The organism is Halobacillus sp. BBL2006 (assembly GCF_000786645.1).
Taxonomy (GTDB): Bacteria; Bacillota; Bacilli; order Bacillales; family Halobacillaceae; genus Halobacillus.
On sequence record NZ_JRNX01000632.1, the window covers coordinates 1 to 4243 of the forward strand.

Consider the following 4243-nt stretch of genomic DNA (forward strand, 5'->3'; position numbering starts at 1 on the left):
GGAAAGCAAAGAACGCTTTCCTGCGGGATCTTCACTCGCGCTGTTCCCGTAGGAGTCTCCGTGTTTTGTCTACGTTAAGAATTTGCGTTGATTTCATACAAGTTTTCAATGTTAGCCTTTTCTACCGCTACTTTACTTATGTCCCTGCCTGTTCTTTATTTATTCATTATCCTCTTCTAACGACGCAATCTTCTTATGACCCCAAGGAGCAATGACAATTTCAACAATTGAATTTCCCATGGTTTGTTCGTACATAGCCCCTGTGTTCTCAGCGATATAATAACGGTTTAGTCCGATATCGACCTGGTACGTACCATTGATTTCATCATGCCACTGATATCTTGCACGCAGGACGATTTGGTCATTTTTCGCTTCCTTCCACAGCTTTGATGCTTCCACAAGCTCATAAATTCCTTCATCCCTTGCCTCCAACAACAAAAATACCCGATCGCCTCGCTCTAATTCCTTTTCAACAGCCCATTTATCTTCAGGAATTTGTTCAATTTCATAAGCCAGTGTCACATAGTCGCCGTAAAACGGATCACGGGGGTCAGCAGGGGCCGTTCTTAGTTTGATCGTTTCCCCTACCGCGTCCATCGCATAAAAAGAAATCGACATTAACACGAGAAAGAGAATTTGCAAAATGACTACGAGATAAAAGATCCACCGCTTCATGATGCTTCTCCTCCTTTATGAAACTTTCTTCGTTTCCTTTCAAGGAAAAAGCTCAAAGCGAAAAGCAAAAGCCCTCCGAGAAAGAAAAACAAAGACCGGTCCATGAAATCCCATGCCAATTGAAAATAAGCGAGTAATGTCGTAACCAATAACGCGACAGTACCTTTATTCACCCAGCGTACGACTTCCTGCTGGTAACCTGAAATCAGCCACAAGAGAGCGTACCCGAACAGCAAGACCAGAGACAACACGTCGCCAAATCCGAATCTAAACACAGGTACGAACAAAATCAGGTCAATCCAATAATAGTTTGTCGTGCTTATCGCTGAACGAATGACTGCAAAAACAAATAACACTGCCCACACGATGAAAAAATAAAAGGATGATTCGTTTTGATCAAACCAGTAATCGTATCCCAGAAAAAAGACTTGAAAAATATTCAGTGTGAGCATCGACACAATAGCCGCAGATTTAAAAATTCGGATCTGACCTTTTTTAACCACAAGGTCATCAACTAAATACAGCGCTAAAAACAGCACGATCAGCCAATAGTAAGGGAATCCTCCGCTGAACACGAGCACCAGGGCATGGATGACGTAACCGACGGCAAAGATAAGTGAAGCTATCATCACCTTCTTCGTATAAACTACCCAGCCAAGCCCGAATAGAAAAAGGACCCCTATCCACAAGTGATAATCTTGATAAACCATTCCACTATACACTTGGCCAACGGTTGTGATTATGACTGTTGCAATAAAAAACGTCCAATCTTTAAATAAAAGATATAAACTGAACCCAGCTATCGACCATACGAGAAAAGGAAAGGCACTAAACGAGGTGTAGTGATACATCTGGCCCGTCAAGAAAATTCCAGCACCGAATATGATAAGAGCAATCAATAGCAAACTGATCCCAAGACGAACAGAACGTTTCCGGTAAACATGCTCTCCTCCTATATAAAAAAAGAGAAGGGCTGCAACAATAATCCCCATACGGAATAAATCGTGCATCTCTGACCAATTGGAAGCGATGAAAGTCAGAAAGCCTAAACCGATGAAAATGGCAGCGAACGTAAGCAATACCGGTTTATTTTGCTTCTTCGGATATTGTTCAATCAATTGTGTTCGCTGAGATTCAGAAATAATATGGGCTTCCACCCATTTTTTGCTTTCTTTTACGATTTGGTCACGATTCATTTCGCTGACCCCCTCTGTTATGAAACTGCAGTTTGTGTTCGTTTTAAAGGCTGTTTCTTCCGGTATGTCAGCGATCGCCATACCCACTCAAGCGGTCCGTATCGATACCTCGCCAACCAGGCCTTACTTGCCAACACTTGTAAAGCGAAGACGACAATCACGATGATCATACTCCAAACAGGTGGAACTTGAGCATATAAACCGAAACCTACGGAATAGAAAAGGACAAAACTGAACAAGGATTGAAAAATGTAATTGGATAAGGACATCCTCCCTACCCACGTCAATGGATGTACCAAACGGGAACCAAATTCTGTCCGGAACAATAAAGTAATAGATAGAACGTAAAAAATCGCTGATGCTGATCCACCGATGCCATCCTGCATGAGCTGGAACCATTCTGGATTTCCAAACAAATAAGGACCCACTTTAAAGACTAAGAAAAGTGCCCCTGTCATAACCCATACTCTTTTTATCGAGGACAAATGCTTCTCAGGTTCATGAAGCCAGCGTTTTTTACAAACATAGAGCCCCAGTAAAAACATAGGAACGAGGCTTAAAATAAGGAAATAAAGGTTACCTGGCTGATTTGCGTAATACCAATCATTCGCGTTTTGCTGCCATATTTCGAGCAAGGTGCCCTGACCGTAATTAGCGATAGCCTCCTGTATCAATGGGCGATCAACGATGCCTTGCAATTGGTCCCTGAACATATAGAGCGCGAAAGTATATGGAAAGACTAAGAATGCAAGCATTGCATAGGCCATCGTCAAAAGTGTTCCCTTAGACGCGTTAAAAAAGACAAATAACACCATCCCAAGTACCCCATAGGATAATAATATATCTCCGTGCCAGATTAAGAACGCATGGATTAAACCAAAACCGATTAGGATCAATAATCTTCTAAAAATGACCGGACGGTAATCTATATTTTTCTCATCCAAGCGTTCTTTCATCATCTGCATTCCAAAGCCAAACATAAAAGAAAACAATGTATAAAAGCTGGCTTGAAAGAAAATATCAATGATTGCTTGAACTGTATGGCTTAGTGGAGAGGGCCAATATTCTTCAGCTCCTCCATATAAAAAATAAGGAGCATTAAATGCTGGAACATTGACCATGAATATGCCTAGAATGGCTAGTCCACGGGCCGCATCAATCCAGCTTAACCGCTCCGATTCACTTAATGGTGAAGCTGATGATTTCATTTATATTCCCCCTATAGTTCTATTTTACTTTTAATACGTAATGAAGACAATTGCGTTTCATAAAATGAAGAAAGGAGTTTTTCTTATGCCAGCGAAAGTCGGAGCCGTTCAAGTAATATCGTTATCTACATCGAGCGTTTTTAACATTGGCGATGTTTACAATATGGCTCCGCAAGCATGGGCAAAAACCTTTGCTGGAGGCGGATCATTCAACACAGGTAACGGGATCAGAATCAACGTCAATAACTCCAATACGAATGTCAATGATTCAGACACAATTGATCAGACGCTCATGAACAATGCTTAAGGGGGATAAACATGAATATTACGGTTCATCAATCCATCTGCATCCATGTATTGAGAATTGGATCTGTGGCCAACTCCTCTGTCGTACAAATCGGAAGTTCCGGAGTCATTCAAGCTAAAGCGGACTTATACAATACAGGCGGCTACACCGAACCTGCTCCATTACCACAACCACTAGAAGGCACAGTCTCCCTACCGGAAGCGGAAGCAGGCCCTCTTGTCCCCCTTTCCATATCATAGACTTTTTTTCTTGTGCATAGAAATGAAGTGAAGGGGGTGAGCCGAGTTGAATAATTACTATTATTGGCAGAACTGGATCCAGCAGATGATGCAGCAAATGGAACAACAAAAGCAAATGATCGACCAGCTGCAGAAGAAAATCGAGGAAATGAACGCTAACGAAAAGCCTACCACCGTGATTGAAAGAATCGAATATCACTTCGATCAGCTAAAAATCGAAACACTTGAAGGCACCCTTCAAATCGGACTAACACCCAATGGCTCTGATGTTTCTGAACTTGGAGAGCTTTATGGTAATCAAGGCACTCCTCCCCAAGATCCTATTCTCCATTCCTTACAAGATTATATGACAAAAGACATCCCTCCATGGATGAATCAGTATGTACGGGACCATGATGTCCCGATTAGTGATGAACATAAACAGCATATGATTGCTGATGTTAGAAAACAACTCCCCCAGCGAATAGAATTTTATAAAAAACAAGACCCGGAAATCGACGAAACCACTCTGCTCCATCAAATCCAAACAGAAATCCGCCAATCGATGGCCCAGTATTTTGAAAACTATAAAGGAGATGGTGAGTGATGAACCACATTGTCCATAACTACGGACTGCAT

At 41.8% G+C, this 4243-nt stretch carries 6 protein-coding genes; 3 read left to right on the forward strand and 3 right to left on the reverse strand.

The features are described from left to right. Positions 1-159: 159 nt before the first annotated feature. The 3 genes from LD39_RS17285 to LD39_RS17295 are packed head-to-tail and all read right to left on the reverse strand — an operon-like array spanning position 160 to position 3079. Positions 160-675 (reverse strand): GDYXXLXY domain-containing protein, encoded by a 516-nt coding sequence (locus tag LD39_RS17285; RefSeq protein ID WP_035550575.1) that lies wholly within the window; start codon positions 673-675, stop codon positions 160-162. After that, positions 672-1871, reverse strand: a complete 1200-nt coding sequence (locus tag LD39_RS17290; protein WP_035550578.1) for a DUF2157 domain-containing protein — start codon at positions 1869-1871, stop codon at positions 672-674. Before LD39_RS17290 ends, LD39_RS17285 begins: the two co-directional genes overlap by 4 nt. Positions 1872-1888: 17 nt before the next feature. Then, positions 1889-3079 (reverse strand): DUF418 domain-containing protein, encoded by a 1191-nt coding sequence (locus LD39_RS17295; protein ID WP_035550581.1) that lies wholly within the window; start codon positions 3077-3079, stop codon positions 1889-1891. Between the two features lie 85 nt (positions 3080-3164). On the opposite strand from LD39_RS17295, the gene LD39_RS17300 reads away from it, so the two are divergent. Genes LD39_RS17300 through gerPC form a run of 3 tightly spaced genes read left to right on the forward strand, consistent with a single transcriptional unit; the run spans position 3165 to position 4211 of the window. Beyond that, on the forward strand, positions 3165-3386 hold the full coding sequence (locus tag LD39_RS17300) for a spore germination protein (RefSeq protein ID WP_035550585.1): 222 nt from the start codon (positions 3165-3167) through the stop codon (positions 3384-3386). A gap of 11 nt (positions 3387-3397) precedes the next feature. Continuing rightward, on the forward strand, positions 3398-3625 hold the full coding sequence (locus tag LD39_RS17305) for a spore germination protein GerPB (protein ID WP_035550587.1): 228 nt from the start codon (positions 3398-3400) through the stop codon (positions 3623-3625). Positions 3626-3671: 46 nt separating this feature from the next. Continuing rightward, positions 3672-4211 carry a spore germination protein GerPC gene (gene gerPC, locus LD39_RS17310; protein ID WP_035550590.1) on the forward strand — a complete coding sequence of 180 codons (540 nt, stop codon included), beginning with the start codon at positions 3672-3674 and terminating at the stop codon, positions 4209-4211. Positions 4212-4243 lie beyond the last annotated feature (32 nt).